Here is a 23982-nt window from a genome sequence, read left to right on the forward strand (position 1 = left end):
TCCTCAAAATCTTCCATACGTGTTTTCCAACGTTCATACTTGTCTTTTCGGTTCATGACAACACCCTTTTCTATTTGATAGAAAGAGTATCTCATAGCTTGGGTATTAGTAGAATGTGTGCGTTATTTGACGCTTACGTTTCATGATAACTTCATCTTATCGTTAGAATATGATTCTGAGCAATTCAACGAGGATGACGTGTTCGTCTTCTATTTGAATGAAGACTCAGATGAGTGGGAATTGCATGATGGTGAAGTGAGTCATCATACGATTATGGAATAATAATCTGTTCCCTGCTCTGCCTATTCATGCTAGATAAGTAAGGTAACCTAAAAACGTAAACGATAGAAACGCATTTGAAAGTCATTTCTCAAATGCGTTTTGTTTATGGGAAAATGATTATTTTTGAGCTTCATTGGTAATGCCATAAACCGACTTGTCTTAATAGATCTGTTTACATGATGATCTGTTTGATGCTCATTAGGATTACGTAAAAATGCGCCCACAGAATCTCATTCTAAGATCCTCGATGCTCTTTTTAAGTGAATTGAAAAAATACAATAAAATCAAAAAAAAGTACAATTTTTTGGGAGTATTTATATGATTTCAAAATATAGTGTACCTTTTTCAAAAACGAATGTATTAACTCTATTTTGAAAGCGTTTTAAAATGAAGGTGGTGTTAAATCTTTTAGAAGTTCATGCTACATAAGGGGGGAATAGAGTTATGTCCATGTACGGAATGTATTTGTTAAAGAAGCTAGATTCCAGTGCATTTAGGTAAGAAGGTTCGTGTATGTATGATGTTAACAAAAAAGAGGAGGAACTTAAGTGAATAACCGTTTAAGACGTAGATTTACTATTACTCTATTAGTCATTTTATTAGTTATTCCTACTAATTTAGTTGGTACTAATACCTTTGCTAACACCCCAGACATATTAAACAAAGCAACTTCTGAATTGTTTATACCAAATGAACATGATATTAGAGGTAATATGACATTGCCGAGTGAAATGAATGTTGATGGACATCTTGTAACGATTACATGGGAGTCTTCTGATCCTTCTATTATTACAGATCAAGCTACAGGTGAAAATAGAGACATTCCTCCTGGTGTCGTTCATCGTCAATCGACAGCTCAAACAGTTACATTGACGGCTACTTTGGAGTATGAGGGAGAAACGAGAAACAGAGATATAACGGTTACAGTAAAAGAATCCGTTCAATTAGATGAATTTAAAGGGTATATGTATACGTATTTTCGTAGTGATTTATACGGTGATGGAGAAAGTCAGCATGTTCACCTTGCGACAAGTGAGGATGGGCTCTTCTGGGATGATATGAATAAGAATGAGCCGATTTTAGAATCTACGTTAGGCACAGGCGGTGTTCGTGATATGTACGTTATTCGAGCACCGGAGGGAGATCGATTTTTCTTAATTGCAACAGATTTAGATGCCAATAATGGAGCTTGGTGGGAGTATGCTAATCGTGGTAGTAAATCGATTATGGTTTGGGAGTCGGATGATTTAGTTCATTGGTCAGATCAACGAATGATCGAAATAGCACCTGAAGGCGCAGGGAATATGTGGGCTCCTGAAACGATCTATGATCCGACAACAGGCGAGTATGTTGTATTTTGGTCATCTAATGTGAATGATGAAGGGCACCGGATTTACTATGCAAAAACGCGTGATTTTTGGACATTTACGGAGCCTGAAATTTTTAAAGATCGAACGTCTCAAAATACATTCATCGATAGTTCCATGATTGAACATGACGGAGACTATTATCGTTTCACAAAAAATGAGCAAGACATTACGGTCTTTCTAGAGAAAAGCAACTCTGTACTCGGTGAATATGAATTTGTGAAAGATCGTGTTGCTGATCAAGGCGGAGTTGAAGGTCCAGCTATTTTTCAATTAAATGGAGAGAAAAGGTGGATCTTATTATTAGATGGATATGCAAATGAAAATGCCGGTGTTGGATTCTTTCCGCTGATCGCTGACAGTGCTGGAGATTTAGCTAACGGAAATTTTCGTAGACTTGATGATACTGAATTTCGAATGCCTACAGGAGCTAAGCACGGTAGTGTGTTGCCTGTAACGCAAGCTGAATATGATGCGATTCGCGAAAAGTGGGGACAGGATTTAGTTAAACCGGTCACTCCAGATACAGGAGAGGAGCTTATTCCTGATTTGCTTTATACGTTCAATGAACCATTGCAGGAGAATACCGTGAAAAATTCAGGAGCTCTAGGTGAAGAGTATAATGGTGTCCTTTGGAATGGCGCTCGTTATATGGATGATCCGGAAAAAGGAAGCGTTTTGTACCTTGATGGTGGTCAGCCAAACACCGATAGTCCATATTTCGAATTTCCACAAGGCTATTTTGATGGGAAGGATCATGTCTCGATTTTTATGGATATTAAATCGGAAATGGAAGATGAGTTTTTCTTTACGTTTGGGATAGGTCAAGATGATCATAAATATTTATTTTTACGTACGAGATCGCAGGAACTATACACGGCTCTTACTGTAGGTTCATGGGGAAAGGAACAGAGCATTGAAGAACCGTTGACGAGTAGTATACAAAATGTTTGGACAAACATTGGGCTCGTTCTTGAGAGAAATGAAAACGGAACACATAGCACAATGAAAGTATACAAAGACGGACAACTAGTTGGTGAACATACAGAGTTGGTTGCCAATCTGTCGACGATGGGTGCAGGCTTAGAAGCGTATTTAGGGAAAGCATTTTATAATGACCCTTATTTCCGTGGTGCATTCGATCATGTACAAGTGTATAATCGCGCATTAACAGATGAGCAAATTGATCAGATTTTACATCGGGATGTTGAAGAGGAAGAACCACCAGCTGAAACAATTGCTTCGAAACATCCTGGAAATCCAGTCATTCGTGATCGATTTAGTGCCGATCCGGCAACGTTGGTTTATGACGACAAAGTTTATCTGTATACAGGGTCTGACCAAGCGGCAGTAGGGCATGATTATTACGTAATGCCAGATTGGGATATCTATTCGTCAACTGATTTGGAAAATTGGACGCTAGAGGGCTCTGTTCCATCAACGGTGCATGAGTGGGCGGAACCTGATTCCTCTTGGGCTGCTCAAGCGATTGAACGAGATGGCATGTTTTATTGGTACACAACGGCATTTAATCCTGCTGAAACGAGCTATAATATCGGAGTGATTGTTTCCGACAATCCGGTTGAAGGCTGGGAAGATCCGTTAGGAGAACCGCTAGTGACGAGTAGTATGACGGAAACACCACCGAATATGGGAGACTGGCGTTGGAATAACATTGACCCAACTGTATTTATCGATGATGATGGACAAGCGTACTTATATTGGGGAAATACGTATCTTTATTATGCGAAGTTAAAGGATAATATGATTGAAATTGATGGTGACATTCATCGAGTGGAAATTAATGATATGGATGGATCGTTTACGGAGGGACCGTGGTTGCACAAATATAATGACCAATATTACTTAAGCTATGCGATGAATTGGCCTGAGGACATTGGTTATGCGGTGAGTGACAGTCCAGAAGGCCCTTGGACGTATGCCGGTAAATTAATGGACTCGACAGAAGGAACGGGGACAAACCATCCAGCTATACTTGAATATCAAGATGAGTGGTATTTTGTCTATCATACAGCTGCACTCCCTACTGGAGGGGATCATCGGCGTTCTGTATCGATTGAGAAAATGCATTACTATCCTGATGGAACGATAAAGAAAATGAGACCAACATCATCCGGAATTTATGGTGATCCTCATGTGATTCAAAGCAGTGCAAATAGTCGTTACGTGTATCATATGAATGAAGAGGTATTGACTGACTCTATGTCGCCTAATGGATATGCTTTTGAATGGTTTATTGTTCCTGGCTTAGCTGACGATGGGGAAGAATACATTTCGATTCAAGCAGAAAATAGACCCGGCTATTATTTGAAAAGAGAAGATACTTCTATTGTACTGAAAAAGAATGATGGAACAGATTCGTTTAAAGAAGAGGCGACGTTCAAAATCGTGCCCGGTCTGGAGGATCATCAAGGGGTGTCATTTCAGTCTTATAACGAAGAAGAGTTATTAATTGTTCAACAAGAGGATCATACATTGGAATTAATCACACCTCATACAAACATAGAGAAAGAGAATGCGACATTTAACGTAAAGGATGTACGTGTAACTGATGTGACAGTAAACCTTGAATCAGAAGTACTTAAAGAAGGCACTGTAACAATGCTGACTGCCAAAGTACTTCCAGATGAGGCGTTGGTAAACAATGTGAAGTTTTTCTCGTCTAATCCAGATGTGATAACGGTTTCGGAGCCGTATATGACTCCTAATGGAGAAAGCCGTGTCCTTTTGAATGCACATACAAAAGGAGCTTCGGAAATAACGGTTGTGACAGAAGCAGGACACGTGACTCGTACGTTTAACCTTGAGGTAGAAGAATACGAGAAAGCTTCCGTTGACATCGAGGATGTTGAGGTCTCTTATGATTCATCTACGAAAGAAGCGATGATTGAAGGAACCTTTACGGATCAAGTGGAAAGGACTGTAATCGTCAAGGTCGTAGATCCAAGTGGTAAGATTGATTATATTGGTGAAACAAATACGGAAGAAGATGGCACATTCACATTAAACTATCGAACAATGAATTCTTCTAGTGGGGAGTATCTCGTTGAAATTTATGAACAGGATTTGAGCGAACCTTATTATGCTAGTTTTCAAAAGTTGTCAGAGTTAACCGCTCACTATCATTTTAATCGTAGCCTTCATGATCAAACAGATAATTTTGGGCCTGGTATAACAACTGGCGATCGTATTGATCATGAAGGGGGTTCTGTTGCGTATAGTGATGGAATTGTCGGGCAAGCTTTGCACCTTGATGGGGACTATGGCATTCGATTACCGAATGGGTTAATTAATAGTAATAAATACAGTGTATCGATGTGGCTAAATCCTAGTGAAATGACTCCATTTACGACGACATTCTTTGGTGCAAGGGATATGAGTAACTGGGTAAGTGTTGTACCAAGTGGGGGAGAACAGACGACACTCGTATGGTCAGGGAATCAAAGCTGGTATGATGCGGATACAGGAATAACGATTCCACAAAATGAATGGAGTCACGTTGTCTTTACCGTTGATCAAGGAACGATCAAGGTATTTATAAATGGAGAGGAAATGTTTTCAGGAACAAACTTCCCAGATGTATTTTCTCATTCTAATTCGGTATTCGGTTTAGGTGTAAACTACTGGGATGATCCATACAATGGTTTGATTGATGATTTGCGTATCTATAACGGTGGTGTTCTTTCAGAAAGAGAAATTAGAGATTATTATGAACAGGTTCTGAATGTACCAGATGATGGAGAAGACGGTCAAGACGGTCAAGACGGTCAAGATGGTCAAGATGGTCAAGATGGTCAAGACGGTCAGGATGGTCGAGACGGTCAGGATGGTCAAGACGGCCAGGACGGTCAAGACGGAGAAGATGATCAAGACGGCCAGGACGGTCAAGACGGTCAGGATGGTCAAGACGGCCAGGACGGTCAAGACGGTCAAGACGGTCAGGATGGTCAAGACGGCCAGGACGGTCAAGACGGAGAAGATGATCAAGACGGCCAGGACGGTCAAGACGGTCAGGAGGGTCAAGACGGCCAGGACGGCCAGGACGGTCAGGATGGTCAAGATGGAGAAGATGGTCAGGGTCGCGGCTTTTCAGGTGGTGAAGAGTTACCTGATACGTCGACGAATCACTTTTTATTTGTATTAATCGGAACGTGCTTGCTTCTAATAGGTGGGATGCTATTCGTTTATAAGAGGCAGAGAAAATTGATATAATGGGTGATGTGCTTGTTAAAAATAAGGTAAAACAGAGCAGGATTATTAAGCTGCTGCGTATGAATTTAAAAATGTAAGTCAAATGCCTTTGAGAGATAATTCTCAAAGGCGTTTTTACGTATGATGATGGTGAAATTGTTGGTGAAAAATGGCTTTATCCATTTGACGGAAAAGCTGATTCGTTGCGTAAGAGAGAAGAAATACTCGCTACTTGGTTAAGGGGAAAGGGCTTTTAATGGGAATAGGCGTATTCTTATCTAGAATATTTTCTGTAATACGACTGATAATGAATGTTTCTTTAATAGATGAGTAAGCATTTTTGATCATATAATTGAAAATGCCTGATACAATGAAGAAGCACTGAGTGAGAAGATTCAAATAGAATGTCACGCTAGAAATAAGCATATTTCTAAGACATAAGGAGAGTGAAGGATGGAGCGTAACGTATTTGAAGAAATGGCAAAAAGGTATGATACGGAGGACAGAATTGAATTAGCAAAAGTAATTGTTAAGGAATTACGACCGGAATTACAAAATAGTCAATCAAAATCGTTCATTGACTATGGAAGTGGTACGGGGCTTGTTAGTTTACAATTGTCAGATTTAGTCGGTTCTTTACTGTTAGTAGATTCATCCAAACAAATGTTGGAAGTGGCGAATTCTAAAATTCATCAAAAAGAAATACGTAACGCCAATGTCCTTCATTCAGATTTCACTCAGGAAACACCTGATCTCAAAGCCGATATAATCTTACTGTCATTAGTTCTTCTTCATATTCCGGATACTAAAAAAATAGTAGACAATCTGTTCGCCGCTTTAAATAGTGGTGGCAAGCTAATAATCGTTGATTTTGATAAAAACGACAAAATCAACCATCCGAAAGTTCATAATGGATTTTCGCATGAGGAACTGAAAAGAACATTATCTGAAGCTGGATTTAAATCAACTGACATTAAGACGGTTCACCATGGTCAGCGGATCTTCATGAACGAAGATGCTTCTATGTTTATATGTAGTAGTGTAAAGTGAAACGATCTACTTGTTGTTCTATTACGAGTTGCAATTTTGCAGCTCCTATTTTTTTATCTTGAAATAGTGGGAATTCATAGTTTTCTTATGACATTAAAGATACAATACCTATGTGGTGAGGATGATATAAGAGTAACCATCATTTACTGAAAAACTCTTTTTATGAAAAAATAGGAATATCTATCTATATCATATTGGTTAATCATTTGTTATTTTATTTATGTAAGCGCTTTATTTTTTCTTGAGTTAAGGAGGTGAAGGAAGGACTACTAGTACTGCTAGAGTTTGTAAGTCTCTTTACAATCTGACAGAGAAGATGGAGAAAGAGTGCCGCCTCGTGACGAAAGTCGTTCATTTTACATCCAAGTTGTAACTACACTCGAAGCATGTAAATCTAATTAAATGCGAAGGGAAGGATGGAAATGAGAAAAGGAGTTAGCTTACTTGTCGTAATTGGGTTAATCGTTTCATTTTTTGCAGTGGGGAATCAAGCCGCGGAGGCGTCGCCGTTTCAAGCGAATACGTATTATCAGCTAGTTAATGTGAATAGTGGGAAGTATTTAGAAGTGGAGGCTGCGTTAACGGATAACGGAGCCAATGTTCAGCAATGGGAAAATACGAATTGTTTGTGTCAGCAATGGAGCTTAATGGAGAATAGTGATGGCTATTTTGAGATCATTAACCGTCATAGCGGAAAGGCGTTGGACGTGTTTGAGCGTTCGACAACGGATGGTGGTAATATCGTGCAATGGGATCATAATGGAGGGAGTAATCAGCAATGGAGCCTTCAACAAGTTGGCAATTCGTATAAGCTCATTAGCCAGCATAGTGGGAAGGCACTTGAAGTATTTGACCATTCGACCGATAATGGAGCCAATGTTGTGCAGTGGCAAGATTATGGTCATTCGAATCAGCTTTGGACGATTGTTCCGGTAGGTTCTGGTGGTCAAAGTCCGGATTTTAGTGCACCTTTGGGATATGCGTCAATGAATGGCGGTACGACAGGTGGACAAGGTGGTCGGGTCGAATATGTTAGTACCGGCACCGAGCTTCAGCAAATGATTAATGACCGAAGCAGAAGTAGTAACCCAGATGAGCCGTTGACAATTTATGTCACTGATACGATCACTTTACAAAACTCGTCAAGTGATAAAATCGAAGTGAAAAACCACCGAGGTAAGGCTCATGAAATACGTAACATTTCGATTATTGGACAAGGAACAAATGGAGAATTTGATGGCATTGGGCTCCGACTCATCAATGCTCAAAACGTTATAGTCCGAAATATGTCTATCCATCATGTGTTGGCAAGCTCAGGCGAAGGAACTGCGATTGAAGTTACTGAAGGAAGTAAGAATATTTGGATCGATCATAATGAGTTCTACAGTCAGTTTGACGGGAACAATAATTCTGATTTGTATGATGGTCTTGTTGATATTAAGAGAAATTCAGAATACATTACGGTGTCATGGAATAAATTTGAGAATCATTGGAAAACAATGCTCGTTGGTCATACGGATAACGCCTCATTAGCACCTGATAAAATTACCTATCATCATAATTTCTTCCACAACCTTAATTCAAGAGTTCCATTAATTCGTTACGCTGATGTCCATATGGTTAATAATTACTTTAAGGATATTCACGATACAGCGATTAATAGTCGTATGGGCGCAAGAGTGTTTATTGAAAATAACTATTTTGATAACGTCGGTTCTGGCCAGAATGATCCTACGACAGGTCATATTAAAACAGCGGTTGGCTGGTTTTATGGCAGTTCGACGACAGGGTATTGGAACCTTAGTGGAAACCAGTTCATTAATACCCCTCATAGTCATTTGTCTTCAACGACGAATTTTGTCCCGCCGTACTCGTTTCATGCACAATCAGCCAATGATGCAAGGCTAGCTGTCGAACAGTATTCGGGGGTTGGGGTGGTTAATTAATAGGTATAAAGTGCCGATTTGTAAATCGTGAGCGAAACAATGATCAATGTGGACATACAGATTTTCTGTGTGTCCTTTTTGCAAAGCTAAGAAAGTATAAAATTTGAGGAAGAAATGTGAGAAGAACCAAAGAGGCAAGTGGGATCATTCAAAGAAGAGTGTTGGCTTTGCTCGATACACGTTATTCTGAAAGAACCTCACTTTCAGAATAACTGAAAACCATTGTAACGGCTCCGCACAACGCACTTAAGAAAAGACGCTATCGCGTTTTGCTTAGTGAAATCATAAATATTTCTTATCGATTACTTTAATCTTAGCGGACGTTCCTCATTCGTCACTTTGATATAAAATGGGTAAAGTAGTAGGTTTGACACCCCTAGCACGACGATCAAAATGAACGGAATGATGGCCGGAACATGAAACATCGGTAAAAGCAAGGGGAGTATAGAAACTATCGTCAAAAGAAACATTCTTTTTCTCGATGTTGCTGTAAGGTGTTGTTTGTTTTGACAGTAAGGACATTTCATACCTCTGTCAATCGTACATCCACTTCGGATCGTTTGTTTCCAGGTCCAGTGTTTTTGGCAATTGTGACAGGTTGGCAATAATTTCACCCTTTCGTGTTGAATGATATTAAAAAATGATAAGTGCAATATTGTCATTACAAACATTTCTATTATATCGGCTTAACACGATGCAATGAAAGAGGAGGGAGATCAACCAAAGCTCAAAGAGAATTCCTAGAGCTTTGGTTTTGATCGTTGAACGATCGTTAGAAAGCCCCAGAGCCGCCCCCGCCTCCACCAGCTCCACTACCTCCTCCAGTAAACGATCCACCTGAACTACTCGTATCTGGTCCAGTTGTCTTTTGAGCGGATTGGAAGGTGGATGAGGCAACACCAGCTACAAGAATCCACGTTGGGTCAAAGCTATATGCGCTATGAGTAGCCGTTGTTGGTTGTGCGCTAGTAGGCTTCTGAAATGCTTTGGCTAGCTCTTCATTCTTCTTTGTTATTTCCTTATCATTCGACCCAAATCCATATAAGAATGCGCGCATTTTGTCATCTTCTGATAAGCTTTTCCATTGGGAGGATTGAACCGACTTAAATCGTTGTCTGAATGTTTTCCATTCGTGTTTGATCTTCTCTCCTGTCCACGTTCGTGGGTGATAAAAGAGTGCAAACGATAGTAATGCTATACTTAGTCCAAGTGTTAAGATAAATAATTCGAATAAATCATGGACAGCTAATAAGATGGAGAACACTCCTAAGCCAACACTAAGGAAACTGAGTATAACTCGATAGGTGCGGCGGTTTTTGTATAGTTGAGCTGCTTTCACCTCGTCTTTGATTTCACGTTGCCACATATCATATTTAAGCTGGTACGTTTCATGGTTCTTTTTATTTTTCGTATAAGCGTTAAGATCATCAAAGCTAAATTCGTGGTTCTTGCCAATTGTGTCGAATAACCATTCAACGAGAACTTGTTCGTGTCTCACTAACCCAGTTCGATTCACGATTCGAAAACGATCGCTTTCAAGCTGCTGAACATTCCCTTTACGCACGAGATCTAATAGGGATGCTGCGATCGATTCAGGTGACAGAAGGTAGTAGTTCGTAAAATAAATCGTCGAAGGGAGTGGCAGTTCCTGAGATGGAAGCAGTTGGTCTGACTCGTTTTTCATCAAAGCGACTTGTTTGCTTCTTTTTTCAAGCCAAGCATGAGTCAGAGCAATTAGTAAGATAAGGACAAATACGATTGTCACAATCGGCCCGACTGAAGCGAACCATTCGGTTCTCTCAGCTCTCGCTATTGCTTGATCTATTAATTGTTGTTCAGCCGCTACAATCTCAGATCTCATCGGCTCATCCTTCGTCAATGAAGCTGTCGGGAACAGGGACGTATCATAGGCGACTCGAATATCGCCATTTTCACCACTAGGCACTTCTCCAAATAAGAATTGCACCTGTCCACTTTCGGAAATGATATCTGTTTCAAAAGCGGTATCATATCCAAATGCAATAACATCCGTTGTTTCCATTGGAGGTGTGACGGTGATCGTTAAGTCTTCATAGGTTGATTCATTGCTCGTATCAAAGAAAGGCCAGTAAAATTCCGCTACGTCAGAATAGACTGAAACACCATTCATAATTTGATAATATAAATCAATGGTAATCGTCTCACTATTTCCAGTACGATGGATACGATACTCTGTTTGATCTTGTTCAACAAGTAATTCGTTCTCATGTTCAAAGGCAGCAAAGTCGACAATGTCTGAGTCGGTCTTCGGAATTAATTCACGAATCATTCCATTAAATTCACCAGAAAAAGAATACGTATGGCTTTCATGAACATCAACATTTCCATTTTCCTGGAGAGATGCTTTGATTTCAACATTTGTAATACTGTAATCAACAGCGAAGGTGCTATCTGGAAACATAAGGAAAATCGTACATACCATGAGTAGGCTTGACATAATTCTATACACAAAATCACCTTACCTTTCAGAAATGCATGTAAAGGTAGTTCTATGTATAGTATACGGATTAGGGAGTGATAGGTTTCGTTTAATTTCTGGTAGGGAAGGAGTCATTAGTCGTTGCTCGCTGCGGAGTGAGCGGAACCTCATTCCGTTAAATCATGTAAATACGCTTGATCGCCTGTGAAACGGAACCTCATTCCGCTAAATCGATAAAAAAGGCAAGAAATAAGCCTGAAAAGAGGAAATAGAGGAATGAGAAGTACATAATGAGTTTCATAGAGACGTTTTTGAACAAATAGAGGAATGTGGAACCGTCTTGTGAAGTGGATTCGCTCTATCTCTAACAAGATACTAACGTAAAAGCATTTTTTCATAGTGATAAGAAGCGCTGAAAGGAGGTACTAAATTGAAAGCAATTGAAACGATTATCGCGGTATTGATCTGTTCATTTGTTTTATCATTGGGGTTGTCCTTGCTACTATCAATTGTCTTTAGTATGCCATTTTCAACTTTGATTATCATGACTTCTGTTTTGATATCGCTTATTTGCTTAATAGGTGGTGCCTTTTCACTTATTGTAGAGAAGTTACTTCAACAGCTTCAACGTAAAAAAGATATAGAATATTATCCTATTGCTTTAATTTCCTACGGTATATTAGGAATTCTATTAAATTACTTCTTCTATTTTTCTATTTTTCAAAACGAATGGGGAGGAGCCTTTATCTATTTATTTTTTGGTGTTTTTGTGTCTTGTTTTTATTTCCATATACTGCTTTTTACTAGATGGATGCTGAAATCGTTTTTTTATAAAAAGATCAAATGATGAAAGGTAGCTACGACTCGTGAATCAAAATAAAGAAAAAGCAAACTTTCCATAAAAATCCATAGTACAAATGCCTTAAAAAGAAAAATCTCCCAAATATGAATTGAAAAAAATGGATAGCTTATGCAAGAATGAGAAAGAGCATCGAGGAAAGGAGGAGGTTCTTTGCGAAAGCTAAAAGGAATCGCCTTAGTACTAGTGATGATGGTAACAGGAGGATGTATGATGAATGCACCAGACGTACCTGCGTTTGAAGATGAGTTTACGAGAGAATTTATGAAGTCGACGAAGGAAGTAGAGGAAGGGTTTTATTTGTTTGAATCGAAAACAGGTGGGTATACGATTTGGTTTCCGGAGAATGCGGTGACTGAGCCGGCTTATTATTATAGAGAAGGTGACCAAAGAGAGAGTTTGAGTATTAAGGAATTGTATGGTGACAATTTAATTTATCGAGCAAGACTCCGGTATGAGGATAGCCCGTTAACCAATTCAATAGATACCCAGTTAACACTTTTGTCAAGCTATGTAAATTATGAAGGGAAGTATGAAGAATTTCAATATGAAAATAATACATATTATTATGCAAAATCAGTTTTTGAAATAGATAACGAGCCAAAAGCTTATCATTTTTTTAGTTATATCAAATCAAATTCATTTGAGAAAAGTGTAAAGTTTATTTATGAAGTAACTTGTTACACTTTTGAAGAACCTTGTACTATAGATGTAGACTTGCAAGAGGAACACGCTTTAAAATTAATGAAAGCCATTGAATTTCAAGAATAGATAGAGAGTTGTGGGGCTGAGAGAAATGGACAATAACGAAGTACTCAATTCAAATTTACTCCGTGCGAGGATTGTTAGGTTAGAATATGATGATGTAACGGAATCTGAAGTGAGAAGGCTAATCCTTGAAGAAGAAGGCAAGGCACCACCTGAAAATATTACAATCTATCATTCTGATGATATTGACGGTATAAAAAATAGTGGTGTATATTCGGGTTTTGATGGGACTGTTATTCACTTTTATGATGAAATTAAAGGAATTAATCAAATGTATACGATAGTAAGAGGGAGTGAGAAGTCTGAAAAAGATAGTTGGAAATCAAAAGACTGGATATATAATGCTATGGGTATAGGAGCTGGCCAAAGTGACGCTCAATACCAAGATACTTTGAACTTCCAAACGGAGGTCTCAAAACAAATTAGAAAAAATATATCTAATAAAACACCTCTAGAAAGCTATGGTTTAGCTCACTCTTTAGGTGGAAATAATTCTATGAATGCACAATTAACAAAAGGAATTTTTGATAAACTTTATGTGTTTAATCCGGCTCACCCTAGTGTTTATCACCTTGCTAATCTAGATATAGAATTTATGCTTAACATAATGAATAAATTCGGAATTGAAAACGACATTATTCAACTCCACACCATCCCCCCAGACGAACTCGTAGCCTTTGGTGAGGAATACTATAAATCTCGGATGGACGAATCGTCTATTCAGCGCCTCATTGTTAAAGAGGAAATGCTGTATGGCATGCTGAAAATGCCGGGGTTTATGGATATTGGCGAAGCGGAGATCGTTTCGACGATTGATGGTCATGAGGGGATAGAGAAGGTGGCTGCAGCGATTCCTGATGAGGTGATCTTTGCGTTTCAAGAGTATCTGACTGATTATGCGGATGTCTACAATCAAGAAGGGTTTGATGGTTTTTTTCGTGAGATGACGGGGATTCGGCCAGGGCTTATGGATGCTATTAGTGATTTGAGTGAGATAAGAAGTAGAGAGACTCCATTTTCATTTCAATCATTTGTTGACAGAGTGGGTGCATCTGCAAGGTTAACATTTCATACAATCCTTTCTGTAAAACCGACAATTGAACGGTTAAAAGAAACGATCCCACAAGTCCTTTCATTTGTCAGGACTTTGCGTACACATTTGCCAGATATCGTGGAAGTCATGGTGGAACAGGAAATTATCACGTTTGAGCAAGGGCAAGAGTTAGTGGAGGCCGTTAAATCATTAGAGTCTGAATTAAACGGGATGCATTCAGATGTGAATAAGCTGCTTACCTTATATCAAACGAATGTGATGTTTATTCCTATTGGGGTTTTACTGGATGATTTCCTCTTAGAATTTGAAACGTTTGGCAAGAGATTAGAAAAAGTAAATAAGAATTGGGCGACCATCCAAACACATACATCGACAATCGTTGATTATTTTCATGTGAGTGCAGAGGCTCATACGATGGATCATATTATTGCATACTTGGGCAAAGAGTCGGGTTCGGATATTTACAAAGTGTATGATCCTGAATCGAACGACATGATCTATGTTCATGATGGCTTAACGTCGGAGGCTCTGTTAGATAAGTTAGCGAATGTGGATTTATTTGGTTCAGTAGGTAAAACTGGACGAACCAATCGCTCAGGTGGACAGGAAGTCTATGTGAACATTTCCTCTGCGATTCGGATTTTCCAAAAAGGGAAAGAGGTTTGCGCGAACGTATTAATGGAATTGACGCGCATGCAGCAGACGTATGAACGGGACGTACTTGGTGATGATGAGCGAAGGAAGCAGCGTTTGCGTCAGCAGATTCATCAAATGGAGCAGAACCCGAATGTGTATCAAAGACAATTCTTCGGGCAAGCGACACAAGTCTACTCCATACGAAGAATTTCTGTACAAGAGTTTATTCCGGCTTTGCCACAAACGATCACAGACCCTTTCGAGGAATTCTTTCACCACTATCGAAAGGACTTAAGGCAAACGATGACATTGATTGAAGAAATGAGAGTAGCCATCGAGACGTTGTTTGAACATGATGAACATATTTCGAACATTTTTAAATATGCATAGAGAAGGTGAAAACCACCATGTTGAAAACGATGAAAGTGAATGTACCCTTTCATAGCTATGAAGACTTAACCTACAAATCGGGTCCCTTTCAACGGCAATTGTTACGAATGAGAAGCGACCACCAAGAGCTCAAACGCTTCATTCAAGGGGAATTAAAACAGTCAGAAGGAGCTGTCATTGAAGGAATGCTAGGTGCGATGAATCGCCAGCATGCCAGTACGATTGATATGATTGATACATACTATGACTTGATTGGCCAGAGCATGTCGGACTATTCAGACTATATGAACCGAATGCGAAGACAAGATGTACTCGTGTATTATGAGATCTCTAATGGAGCGCTTCAGTAGACGTGTAAGGAAATGAGAGAGTTTCGACACGCAGCCTTCGAAACATCGTAGTTTTGATCATTACACCTCTCGAAATAGAATAATCCCATCTTTCAATGACCATAAAAACTCATATATATCGGGAAAGTTATCTTCGAAAGAGGTTTATCATCTTTCGAAAAATAGATTTATGACATGGTCTAATAACTTCTACAACAGGCGTTGAGTCTCTCTAAGAAATCAACGCCGACGATTACATCCACTCTCGTCCATGCGTTTGAATAAACGTTATATCGTTTCGATAATGTTCAAGGTGTCCTTCTTCGATCATCTTTTGAAAGGCGATATCGCCTTCAGCGGCTTTCCTTTCAATTGTTTGACATAAACCTTCTAGTCGTAATAATACCATTTCCAAATCATTCTCTTTCCTTGTCTCACCATAAGATTCAAAAAACAGTTGAACTCTTTGCTTAACACGGTTTGCATGCTGTGACGTTTCATAATAAACCTTTTCACCTGCTTCAGACAGATAAAACCTACTTAAGGGGACACATGTATAAAGTGTATAAGCGATGTCCCAAAGTCTTGGACCAGGACCTGCAACATCAAAGTCAATAATGCCAATAGGTCTTTCATGATTAAAAATAATGTTGTATCTAGCAAAGTCATTGTGGCATAACACCTCGAAATGGGGTGGAGTTTTATCTATCGGCTGCCAATCATCTGATAATGGAAAATCACTTACAGCGTCATGGTAAAGTCGTAGCATTTTCGCGATTTCTTCCAGAGCCTGATCAGACCACATGTACGCTTTTAAAGGGTCATTCCCAGCTTCACCTTCAATAAATGATAATACCTCTCTTCCCTTTTCATCAATACCCAAAAACTTTGGTGCATAATGGTAACCTTTGTTCTCTAAATGCTTTAATAAATGATGAATTTTCATACTATCTCGCTTTAATTCTCGTCGCACTGTATCTCCTGAACGATAAACGTTAGAGACATTTCCTCCCGTTAGTAATTCTTCTTTATCATGGTTTGCCATCAACTATTCCTCCTAACTATTCCTAAAACAGCTACTCTAGGATCAATATATGAATACACATTGGGATTCCGATTTCTAAACTTATACAGAACCCTCGTAATATGTTTCTTTATTCCTTGCTTAAGCATAAATGCCACACACTATAATGACTACTAACTTACGTATAAATAGTATTCGATCATAATAATTGAATTCCTTTAACTACTTACATGATTAATCTACAAGACATAACATGTTCTATTTGTACCTTGAAAAAAATCATTTGAAAGATGTCATTCACAAGTTTGTCATAAGCCTAATCAGGGAAGATGAAAGTAGCTATATGGAAGAACGTTGGTTGCGTGCGACGCTTCTAAGACAAGCTGTTTTAGTTATGGTCTCGGCTTGTCGTGCATACAAATGAACGAATGACTTTTTTAGCAAAGGGTAGGGATTCATTCGTTGAAGGGAGATTGAAGCATGATTGAACTAACATTTGTACTGTATATGATGAATATGGGATTAGCTGTCTTCGTTAGTGGGTGTTATGGATCATTTATGATTCGAAATACGGGGAAATTTGAGATTCATTCGACGATTGCAGCTTGTCTACATGTTATCTTAAGTGTGATGGCTATTAGTAGCTGGTTTCAGCTTGCATCGAATGTAAGTCGGTTTGAATTAATTGGGGGACTTGTTTTAGGTGTATTCTTATTTATTGTCGGACAAATTGTTTTATTTATTTTTTTATATGAGCAAAAGGAGAGGTGGATGAAGATTTACGATAATCAGTTCACCGAAGCAGGGCATTCTACTAGTAGCTAATGTTGAGACATGGAACCTTATTCCACTATACAGAAGAAACAAGCTAGAATGAGGTTCCGATTAGACGGAGTTTGGCAATGGACACCCTCTTTGGAAGGCACTGCATCCACTTATGAACCTAATGAAAAAGACAACCCAGCCTTTGCGAGTATGACCTCGCCATCAAATCCTTGCTTCGCTTCTTTTACTAAATCTTGATGGTCGCCGAAATGAGGCAGGTGGGTGAGCACTAACGTTTGTACATTCGCTTCTCGTGCCAGTTCTGCTGCGAGTGCAGGGGTCATATGCCCTGTTTTGGCTGCATGCGTTTCTTCATATAAGGAAGCTTCACATATGAGGAGATCGGCACCTGTTGCAAATGGGACAAGTTCATCACACCAATACGTATCGGCTGTGTAGACGAATTGTTTTCCTGTTGTTCGGTCTAGAAATTTCATAGCTAAGCAATAGGCAGAGTGCTCGGTTTTGCAGAAGGTCACATGCCATGGTCCAATCTGAACAGGCTTGTTTTCTTCAATAATACGACCTTCTGTCACATCGCGAAAATGTAACGATTTGAACGCATCTTTGTTCTTATTGTGTCCATAGATCGGAAAGAGAGTAGATGACTTGTGTAATTGGTTGTTTATTAACATACTGTACTGCAAGCTCCCGATATCAGCTATGTGGTCATGATGATAGTGGGAGAGTATGAGCCCGTCTAAACTGTGCAAAGGTAAGTAGTTTTGTAATTGAGCTAAGGCTCCACTTCCACAATCAATAAGTAAATGGAAATCATTTTGTTCTAGTAAGTAGCAGGACGTTGCGGCGTTTTTCTCAGGATATGCACCCCAAAATCCGATGATGGTGACTTTCATACGTTTTCTCCTTTAAGAGATGATTCCAAAAGGGAGGGCTTCCCTCTTGGAATGACTCTTTAATTGTATGTGACTATTAGATAATGTGCCCCATGAAGCAACGAAACATTTGATTCATTCCATTAATAAGCGTAACATACAATCATCTACTTATTATAGGATTGAGCAGGAGGGCAACATGAGTCAGATACCTATTCATTATTATGTCTTATTATCGCTGCTTGTTGTAGCGATTGGCTTTTCTTTTTATTATTATCAACAAGTGCAAATGTATGAACATAGAATTCATGATGGGGTGGCTTCGGATCCTTCGCTGCCAACGTATCATTTTGTTTTGATTGGTGAAGAGATGAATCATGATTATTGGCGCTTAGTTGGAGAAGGGGCGAAGCAGACCGAGGAGCATTATGATGTGTTTGTAGAGTATAAAGGGCCTAGTCGTTCGAATCCGGAGGAGCAGCTGAAGCTGTTAGACATGGCGATTAAGGCGAAGGTTGACGGGATTATTGTGCAAGCGTTAAATGAGTCGTTCACACCGTTGATTAATCAAGCAGTGAGTGAAGGAATTCCTGTGATGACCATAGATACAGACTCGCCTGAGAGCTTACGTGCTGCTTATATTGGAACGGATAATTATGTAGCTGGACAATTAGCCGGTGAAGCATTAATTGAAGATACGAACGGACAGGCAACGGTAGGCATTATAACGGGGAGCTTTGACAATACGCATCATCAGCTACGTGTTCAAGGGTTCAAGGATACGATTGAAAAGGTTGATGGAATTGCCATTGTAGCGGTGGAAGAGTCGAACATTACGAGAGTGGAGGCTGAGGAGAAGGCATATACGCTGTTAAGTGAACATGATGAGATTACGGCGATGATTGGGACGAGTTCGTGGGATGGTATAGGAATTGTGGCAGCAGCCCAAACGCTTCAGAAGCAGGAGAACTTATATGTTATGACGTTTGATCCATTGGAGGAAAACATTCAATTGCTCGAATCGGGGGAGTTGGATGCGATAGTAGAGCAACAGCCACTCGAAATGGGCTACAGAAGTATTGAGATGATGCTTGATCTTATTCAAGGGGACGTGGTGCACGAGATTTATCATACAGATGTATCCATTATTCGAAAGTCGAACGTAGATAGCTGGAAGCGTGAAAAGGGTGAGTCGCTATGATCAAGATTCGATCGAAGCTACTCATTTATTTTGTCGCGCTATTATTGTTGGTTGTCCTCGTCTTTTTCGTTCGTGAGCAAAGTCATCAGCGGGTGCTGGAGTTGAATGATGAAAGTGTTGAACAGCTTCTATTGCTTAATGAACTGACAAGAATGACGAGTGAGACGTTTCAATCACTACAAATCTATGTTCATGAACCATTACCGCAAAACCATTCTTATTATGAAGAAAATCAAATCCAGCTCCTTCGCTTGCAGCAGGAGTTTCAGAGGACAGAAAAGGATGGAATTGCTAAGAAGAACTATTTGAATTTGCTTAGTAGCTTTCTTGAACAGACAGATCAAACGGTTGAAGGTGTCGAGCGCCGAGATGTCCAGCAATATTCATTCTCGTTAAATGAAGCAGAAATCATCGCGAGTTATATTCATGAACAGACGCTTGAATTGATTAATGATGAATTGACAGATTATAAACAGTTATCGCTATTAACGGAAGCAAAAATCTTTTATACAGAAAAAATGGGGACGGCGATTGTTGGTTCAATTATTCTATTGAGTGTCTTGTTTGCCTTATGGTTCTCCGATGGCATTACGAGGACGATCGGACGTTTAACGAAGGCAGCACAGCGCATTTCTGGGGGGAATTATTCAGGGGAGGATGTCGTTGTAGCAAGAAAGGACGAGCTGTGGTTTTTGACGAAGACGTTCAATGAAATGAAAAGGAACATTCTCCAATCTGTAACAGATATCGAAGAGAAAGCGCGGCTAGCGCAGTCACTTAAAGAAATGGAACTGAAAAGCTTACAAAATCAAATTAACCCTCATTTTCTTTTTAATACGCTTAATTCCATTTCGAAAACGGCCTATATTGAAGGGGCAGAGCGGACAAGTGATTTGATCTCATCGGTGTCGACGTTGCTGCGTTATAATATTGGCAACTTGGATCGAGAGACGGTATTGAAGGATGAAGTTCGAATTGTAAAGGAATACTTTTTTATTCAGAGGACGCGCTTTGGTGATCGGGTGACGTTTGAAGAGGATGTCGACCCAGCGTGCTTATCGACACCTATTCCATGCTTAACACTACAGCCTATCATTGAGAATGCCTTTATGCATGGAATTGAAGAGATGAGCGAAGGCGCTCATATTGTCTTATCGATTCGAGAGGAGAATGAGAAGGTTTGTATTGAAATTAAGGATAATGGTGTCGGGATGGATCAGGAAACGATTAATCGGTTATTGGATACTCGCGCTAGCAGTAAGGGAGGCTCTGGCCATTCGACCGGTATCGGGATGAGAAACGTCATGACTAGGTTGAAGTTGTTTGATAAGGAAAGTCAGCTTCATATTGACTCTGAGCTTGGAAGTGGCACAACGGTAAAGATTTACGTAACCAAACAGGAGAGAGGAGACAGACATTGATAAAGGTTATGCTAGTAGATGATGAGTCGCTTGAGCGAGAAGGCTTGGAGCTTATGCTATCAAAGAATCGGTCAGGATTTGAAGTGGTAGCACAAGCGCAAAATGGTAAGCAGTCGGTTGAGCTTGCACGAGATACGAAGCCAGACTTGATTTTTATGGATATAAAAATGCCCCAGCTTGATGGTCTTCAAGCCATTGAGCAAATTCTCGCTATCGAGCCAAATGTGAAATGTATTATGGTGTCTGCCTTTGATATGTTCGATTATGCACGCCAAGCGATGAAGTTTGGTATTAAGGAATATTTGCTGAAGCCAAGTAGAGTGTCTGAAGTGCTTGAGGCCTTCGATCGAATGGTGGCAGAGATTGAGGAGGAAAGAAGGCAAGGGAGTGAAGTGTTAGAGCTGAATCAACGGCTAGAGAGATTCGCTTCCTTTATCGAAATGGAACTAATCGTTTCATTAATGCTCGATCATGTTCATGAGTTCGAGCAGAAGGATTGGCAAAAGTGGCTCGATCTTGATCAAAAGCAAGGCTTTGTCGTTGTTTTTTCATTTGATTCTGAGGAGCTTCACCCTAATAGGCAAGAGAAGAGTCGCTGGTATAAAGTGTTGAAACAGGCAATGGATCAGGAAGGTGTTTCTGCACTTGTTGGGCCATTAACGGGGTTTCAAGTGCCGAGCTTTATTTTATTCACAGATGAGGATGGAGCGGGAGAGAAGCTAAGGCAGAATATAGCAGGAACGATTATTCATCAGGTGCAAAAACAACTAGAGGGCTGTCGTCTGTTGGCAGGAATCGGATCGATTGTATCAGATGTTCAACATTTTTCACAATCCTATGAAGAAGCGATCTACGCTTTGGAACTGGTCTATCATCATGAACGTGCCGCCTATATGGTCTATAACCGTTATTTGCGTAAGCAGCGAAAAGAGCTGGTTCCGTTTGAAGTAGAGAAGGAGCTTGTGCATGCAGTTAAAACAGGAGATAGTCAGCAAGGAATGCAGCTGTTTGATACGTATTTTCAGCTCATTCAACAAGCGTCTCATGCAAAGGTTGAATTGATAAAAAAGGCGATCGAAAACTTCTTTTCCGTGTTAGCGCGAGCGATGAATGAGCTTGGCTTTGACGAAGATGTTCAGATGAGCTTTGAACAATTAGAAACAGCTAGACAAATTAAGGAGCGCGCGAAGACGCATTTGCTCGTCATAATTGAACGGTTAGGAGAATGGCGGACGTCCGGTGTCGATCGTTTACTCGTACAAGCGAAAGAGTATATTGATGATCACTATCATAAAGCCGTTACGTTAGAAGAGGCAGCTGAAAGAGTAGGCTTGAGTTCTTATTACTTAAGCAAGCTTTTTAAAGAGCATTTTCAGCTGAATTTTATAGAATATGTTACGCAGACGAGAATGAATAAGGCTAAGGACTTATTGTTAGACGGGAAAACGCCATTAAAGGAAATTGCCTTGACGATCGGCTATAAGGATCCGAATTATTTTAGTCGCGTATTTAAAAAGGAAACAGGCATGAGTCCGAGAGAGTATAGAGGGAAGTATCAAGGGTACTGAAAAAGTTTGGTTTTTAACTTTTTTGGTACCCTTAAGCTGTTGGAATCCGTTTCAATTAATTTGGAACGACGTTGCAAGAAAACCGTTACAAATTTGTCTAGATAATAACAACAATGTACAGATGATTGTGATTTTGAGGTGAATTTTCTGTGTTACATTGTCTGTAAACGTTTTAAGCATTATGAAATGAATAATGAAAACGACACCATACAGAGAAGAATCAGGAGGAGGGAAGGTTATAGCGTCGTTTTATATTCCTAATCAAATGAGATAAATGTTTAAAAGATAGAGAATTGGAGAGGATTAACATGTTACAGAAACAGTCATCTTGGTATGTCATATTAATTGCAGTTGCGGCTGGGGTAGCGGGACTTATGTATGGGTTTGATACCGCTGTGATTTCGGGGGCGATTGGCTTTCTTGCTGAGCGTTATGAACTAACACCTGCGATGCAAGGCTGGGTTATTTCGTGTGTGATGGTTGGTGGTGTGCTCGGAGTAGCACTGTCTGGTTTCCTAAGTGATCGGTACGGACGTAGAAATATTATGTTCTTATCAGCAGTGCTCTTTATCATCTCGGCAATTGGATCTGCTTTTGCAACAGGAGTGTCGATGTTAATTGTGGCGAGAATTATTGGTGGTTTTGGAATCGGTTTCGCGTCGGCTCTGTCTGTGACGTATATTAGTGAGTGTGCACCGCCGAAAATTCGTGGAAGACTAGGTTCACTTTATCAGTTATTTACGATCTTTGGGATTTGTGCGACGTTTTACATTAACTATGCGGTTGCCAACAGTGGTACGTATGCGTGGGGATTAGAGGAAGGCTGGCGCTGGATGCTAGGCTATGGCGTATTGCCAGGGCTAATCTTCTTCGTCTTATTGTTCTTCATTCCAGAAAGTCCACGTTATTTAATTCAAAAGGGACGTGAGAAGGAAGCGTTTGAAACTTTGACTCGTATTAATGGAGAAGAAGTCGCAAAGCAGGAAGCGAAGGAAATTAAAGTCTCGATTGAAACAGAGAAAAATACATCTGTTAAACAGCTCCTAAAGCCAGGATTGCGTATGGCGATGGGTGTCGGGATATTCCTTGCTCTCTTTAACCAAGTGATTGGAATGAATGCGGTCACATACTATGGACCAGACATTTTCCGTAGTGTTGGCTTTGAAAATAATACCGAGTTCTTAGCGACAAGTATCATTGGTAGTGTACAAGTTTTGTTTACAATTGTCGCTCTATTATTAATTGATAAGCTTGGACGTAAGAAGCTCATGGCGGTTGGTTCGATTTTAATGGCCCTCTTTATGGTGTTAATTGGCAGCGTCTTCTTCTTTGAGCCGGCTAATAGTGGTCCTTTACTTATCGTATTCATAGCGGGCTTCACCGCAGCATTTTGTGTATCAATGGGACCTATTCCTTGGATTATGATTCCGGAAATCTTCCCAAACCATTTGCGTGCGAAAGCAGTGGGAATTGCGACAATGTTCCTTTGGGGGGCAAACTGGGCAATTGGGCAATTTACACCGATTCTAATTAATAACATGGGTGGAGCGTTCACGTTCTGGATGTTTGCTGTCATTAATGCGATTTGCTTCACATTCGTTATGACGATTGTTCCAGAAACGAAGAACAAGACACTCGAGGAAATCGGGCAAATTTGGTTGAAGAAAAAGAACGCTGCAGAGTCAGAGAAAAGTGTATTCAGTGAATATAATGTGCAGGAGACGGTTAATAAATAGATGAATTTGTTTTGTTTTGA

General features: G+C 39.9%; 17 protein-coding genes. 13 read left to right on the forward strand and 4 right to left on the reverse strand.

Annotated elements, in window-relative coordinates:
* Positions 1-126 precede the first annotated feature (126 nt).
* The 4 genes from ACERJO_RS15160 to ACERJO_RS15175 all read left to right on the forward strand — a co-directional run bounded on the left by ACERJO_RS15160 (position 127) and on the right by ACERJO_RS15175 (position 8857).
* Positions 127-282: a hypothetical protein gene (locus tag ACERJO_RS15160; protein WP_373648027.1), complete on the forward strand. Its 156-nt coding sequence runs from the start codon at positions 127-129 to the stop codon at positions 280-282.
* A gap of 548 nt (positions 283-830) precedes the next feature.
* Positions 831-5882, forward strand: coding sequence for a family 43 glycosylhydrolase (locus ACERJO_RS15165; RefSeq protein ID WP_373648028.1), 5052 nt, complete (start codon positions 831-833; stop codon positions 5880-5882).
* Between the two features lie 432 nt (positions 5883-6314).
* Positions 6315-6911, forward strand: coding sequence for a class I SAM-dependent methyltransferase (locus ACERJO_RS15170; protein ID WP_373648029.1), 597 nt, complete (start codon positions 6315-6317; stop codon positions 6909-6911).
* 422 nt (positions 6912-7333) lie between these two features.
* Positions 7334-8857, forward strand: coding sequence for a pectate lyase family protein (locus ACERJO_RS15175; protein ID WP_373648030.1), 1524 nt, complete (start codon positions 7334-7336; stop codon positions 8855-8857).
* 302 nt (positions 8858-9159) lie between these two features.
* On the opposite strand, the gene ACERJO_RS15180 is transcribed toward ACERJO_RS15175, so the two are convergent.
* Together ACERJO_RS15180 and ACERJO_RS15185 are read right to left on the reverse strand one after the other, a co-directional pair.
* Complete coding sequence (locus ACERJO_RS15180) at positions 9160-9528, reverse strand: TIGR04104 family putative zinc finger protein (protein ID WP_373648031.1); 369 nt, start codon at positions 9526-9528, stop codon at positions 9160-9162.
* Between the two features lie 101 nt (positions 9529-9629).
* Positions 9630-11345 carry a DUF2207 domain-containing protein gene (locus ACERJO_RS15185; RefSeq protein WP_373648032.1) on the reverse strand — a complete coding sequence of 572 codons (1716 nt, stop codon included), beginning with the start codon at positions 11343-11345 and terminating at the stop codon, positions 9630-9632.
* 400 nt (positions 11346-11745) lie between these two features.
* Between ACERJO_RS15185 and ACERJO_RS15190 the strand changes: the two genes are divergently transcribed.
* The 4 genes from ACERJO_RS15190 (at position 11746) to ACERJO_RS15205 (ending at position 15372) form a co-directional block, all read left to right on the forward strand.
* Positions 11746-12162: a hypothetical protein gene (locus ACERJO_RS15190; protein WP_373648033.1), complete on the forward strand. Its 417-nt coding sequence runs from the start codon at positions 11746-11748 to the stop codon at positions 12160-12162.
* A gap of 165 nt (positions 12163-12327) precedes the next feature.
* Positions 12328-12945 (forward strand): hypothetical protein, encoded by a 618-nt coding sequence (locus ACERJO_RS15195; protein ID WP_373648034.1) that lies wholly within the window; start codon positions 12328-12330, stop codon positions 12943-12945.
* Positions 12946-12970: 25 nt separating this feature from the next.
* Entirely contained in the window at positions 12971-15022 is a 2052-nt protein-coding gene (locus tag ACERJO_RS15200; protein ID WP_373648035.1) for a DUF6792 domain-containing protein, read from the forward strand.
* Between the two features lie 17 nt (positions 15023-15039).
* Positions 15040-15372: a hypothetical protein gene (locus ACERJO_RS15205; RefSeq protein ID WP_247103668.1), complete on the forward strand. Its 333-nt coding sequence runs from the start codon at positions 15040-15042 to the stop codon at positions 15370-15372.
* 232 nt (positions 15373-15604) lie between these two features.
* Here ACERJO_RS15205 and ACERJO_RS15210 read toward each other — a convergent pair whose 3' ends face one another.
* Positions 15605-16396, reverse strand: coding sequence for a phosphotransferase (locus ACERJO_RS15210; protein WP_373648036.1), 792 nt, complete (start codon positions 16394-16396; stop codon positions 15605-15607).
* Positions 16397-16855: 459 nt separating this feature from the next.
* Here ACERJO_RS15210 and ACERJO_RS15215 point away from each other — a divergent pair, with 459 nt between their 5' ends.
* Positions 16856-17200, forward strand: a complete 345-nt coding sequence (locus tag ACERJO_RS15215) for a hypothetical protein (protein ID WP_247103667.1) — start codon at positions 16856-16858, stop codon at positions 17198-17200.
* A 110-nt stretch (positions 17201-17310) separates the two neighbouring features.
* Here the strand turns inward: ACERJO_RS15215 and ACERJO_RS15220 are convergent, their stop codons facing one another.
* Positions 17311-18057 (reverse strand): MBL fold metallo-hydrolase, encoded by a 747-nt coding sequence (locus ACERJO_RS15220; RefSeq protein ID WP_373648037.1) that lies wholly within the window; start codon positions 18055-18057, stop codon positions 17311-17313.
* A 178-nt stretch (positions 18058-18235) separates the two neighbouring features.
* On the opposite strand from ACERJO_RS15220, the gene ACERJO_RS15225 reads away from it, so the two are divergent.
* The 4 genes from ACERJO_RS15225 to ACERJO_RS15240 all read left to right on the forward strand — a co-directional run bounded on the left by ACERJO_RS15225 (position 18236) and on the right by ACERJO_RS15240 (position 23962).
* Positions 18236-19237: a sugar-binding protein gene (locus ACERJO_RS15225; RefSeq protein ID WP_373648038.1), complete on the forward strand. Its 1002-nt coding sequence runs from the start codon at positions 18236-18238 to the stop codon at positions 19235-19237.
* Positions 19234-20658 carry a sensor histidine kinase gene (locus ACERJO_RS15230; RefSeq protein WP_373648039.1) on the forward strand — a complete coding sequence of 475 codons (1425 nt, stop codon included), beginning with the start codon at positions 19234-19236 and terminating at the stop codon, positions 20656-20658. The genes ACERJO_RS15225 and ACERJO_RS15230 overlap by 4 nt, the downstream gene beginning before the upstream one ends.
* On the forward strand, positions 20655-22226 hold the full coding sequence (locus tag ACERJO_RS15235) for a response regulator (RefSeq protein WP_373648040.1): 1572 nt from the start codon (positions 20655-20657) through the stop codon (positions 22224-22226). The genes ACERJO_RS15230 and ACERJO_RS15235 overlap by 4 nt, the downstream gene beginning before the upstream one ends.
* 308 nt (positions 22227-22534) lie before the next feature.
* Complete coding sequence (locus tag ACERJO_RS15240) at positions 22535-23962, forward strand: sugar porter family MFS transporter (protein ID WP_373648041.1); 1428 nt, start codon at positions 22535-22537, stop codon at positions 23960-23962.
* The last annotated feature ends 20 nt before the right edge of the window (positions 23963-23982 follow it).

The sequence above is a fragment of the Halalkalibacter sp. AB-rgal2 genome (assembly GCF_041821005.1).
Taxonomy (GTDB): Bacteria; Bacillota; Bacilli; order Bacillales; family Bacillaceae_D; genus Halalkalibacter.

Bases quoted from the DNA above. Each gene is read 5' to 3' on its own strand.
- ACERJO_RS15170 (WP_373648029.1), top strand. From the start codon at position 6,315: ATGGAGCGTAACGTATTTGAAGAAATGGCAAAAAGGTATGATACGGAG.
- ACERJO_RS15175 (WP_373648030.1), top strand. From the start codon at position 7,334: ATGAGAAAAGGAGTTAGCTTACTTGTCGTAATTGGGTTAATCGTTTCA.
- ACERJO_RS15180 (WP_373648031.1), bottom strand. From the start codon at position 9,528: ATGTTTGTAATGACAATATTGCACTTATCATTTTTTAATATCATTCAA.
- ACERJO_RS15200 (WP_373648035.1), top strand. From the start codon at position 12,971: ATGGACAATAACGAAGTACTCAATTCAAATTTACTCCGTGCGAGGATT.
- ACERJO_RS15205 (WP_247103668.1), top strand. From the start codon at position 15,040: ATGTTGAAAACGATGAAAGTGAATGTACCCTTTCATAGCTATGAAGAC.
- ACERJO_RS15210 (WP_373648036.1), bottom strand. From the start codon at position 16,396: ATGGCAAACCATGATAAAGAAGAATTACTAACGGGAGGAAATGTCTCT.
- ACERJO_RS15215 (WP_247103667.1), top strand. From the start codon at position 16,856: ATGATTGAACTAACATTTGTACTGTATATGATGAATATGGGATTAGCT.
- ACERJO_RS15220 (WP_373648037.1), bottom strand. From the start codon at position 18,057: ATGAAAGTCACCATCATCGGATTTTGGGGTGCATATCCTGAGAAAAAC.
- ACERJO_RS15225 (WP_373648038.1), top strand. From the start codon at position 18,236: ATGAGTCAGATACCTATTCATTATTATGTCTTATTATCGCTGCTTGTT.
- ACERJO_RS15230 (WP_373648039.1), top strand. From the start codon at position 19,234: ATGATCAAGATTCGATCGAAGCTACTCATTTATTTTGTCGCGCTATTA.
- ACERJO_RS15240 (WP_373648041.1), top strand. From the start codon at position 22,535: ATGTTACAGAAACAGTCATCTTGGTATGTCATATTAATTGCAGTTGCG.